General features: G+C 75.8%; 1 pseudogene. It reads left to right on the top strand.

From position 1 onward, the window contains the following. Positions 1-1,214 (top strand): annotated as a pseudogene (locus KBX53_RS33495) (adenylate/guanylate cyclase domain-containing protein); the annotation flags it as partial.

A 1,214-nucleotide genomic window follows, 5' to 3' on the forward strand; every position in this document is an offset into this window, starting at 1 on the left:
GTGCCGCGTTCGGCGAGCGGCGCCGGCTCGCGCCCCTCGCCGACCTGGTGCGGGCCGCTGTCGGCCTGCCCAGCGACGCGTCCACCGCACTGACCCGCCCGGCGGTGGAGGAGCGGCTGCGTCGGCTCGGGCAGCGGCTCGCCCGATCCGGTGCGGAGACCGCGCCGATCGCCACCGAGCAGCTGCTCGCCCTGCTCGGCTATGCCGAACTCCCGGCGCACGGCGGCACCGACAGCGGCGAGTGGGGCGGGTCGGGTACCCCGGCCGCGGATGCCGAAGTGGTGCCGAACGCGGTCGCCGACCTGCTCAGCGGGCTCGCCTCGGAGGCCCCGCTGGTGATCGTGGTGGACGACCTGCACGATGCCACCGCAGAGACGATCAGGGCCCTCGGGTTGACGCTGTCCAGGCTCACCGGCCCGGTGCTGGTGCTGCTGCTCGGCCGCCCCGAACTGGTGCGTACCGCCGGAGCGCTGACCCGGGTCGCGGACGCCGAGGTGCACTCGTTGCCGCCGCTGCGCGGCGCCGACGCGGCCCGGCTGCTGACGAGTTACCTCGGCGGCGGCAAGCTGCCCCAGGCCGACGCCGACCGGTTGCTCGCCACCGCCCAGGGCAACCCGTTCTACCTGGCCGAACTGGTCACCCTGCTGATCGAGCGGGGTGCGCTCACCACCGAGTCGGTGCGCGGTGCCGGTGCCGCGTCCGTCCGCGGCGTCGCCGTGGAGCGGTCCGGTTCCGGTGATCGGGAGCAGAGCGGGACGGCCAGTTGGCGGTTGGTGCCGGGTTCGCTGGGCAGCCGGCTGCTCTCCCGCGACCTCGCCGCCGTGCTGGCGGCCCGGATCGACGCGCTGCCGCCGGACGCCCGGTCGGTGCTGCGCGACGCGGCGGTCACCGGTGACACGGTGCCGACCGGCGCGCTGGAGGCGATGCGCGAGCAGCGGGCCGGTCGCGACGGCCGGCCGTCGGCGGTGGTCGCCGTCGAACTCGACCGGGCGGTCGAGGAGTTGCTGCAACGCCGGATGCTGCACCGCTCGCGTGCCGGCTACTCGTTCGCGACGCCGCTCATGCGGGAGGCCGCGTACGCCGGGGTGAGCAAGGCCGAGTTGGCTGAGCGGCACGCCGCGCTGGCCCGCTGGGCGGCACCGGTGGACGATGCCACGCCGAGCACGGTGGGCGGGTTCACCGACGAGGCCCGGGACGACTTCGTGGCGATGCAC

Source organism: Micromonospora sp. M51, assembly GCF_018070305.1.
Classification (GTDB): domain Bacteria; phylum Actinomycetota; class Actinomycetes; order Mycobacteriales; family Micromonosporaceae; genus Micromonospora; species Micromonospora parva.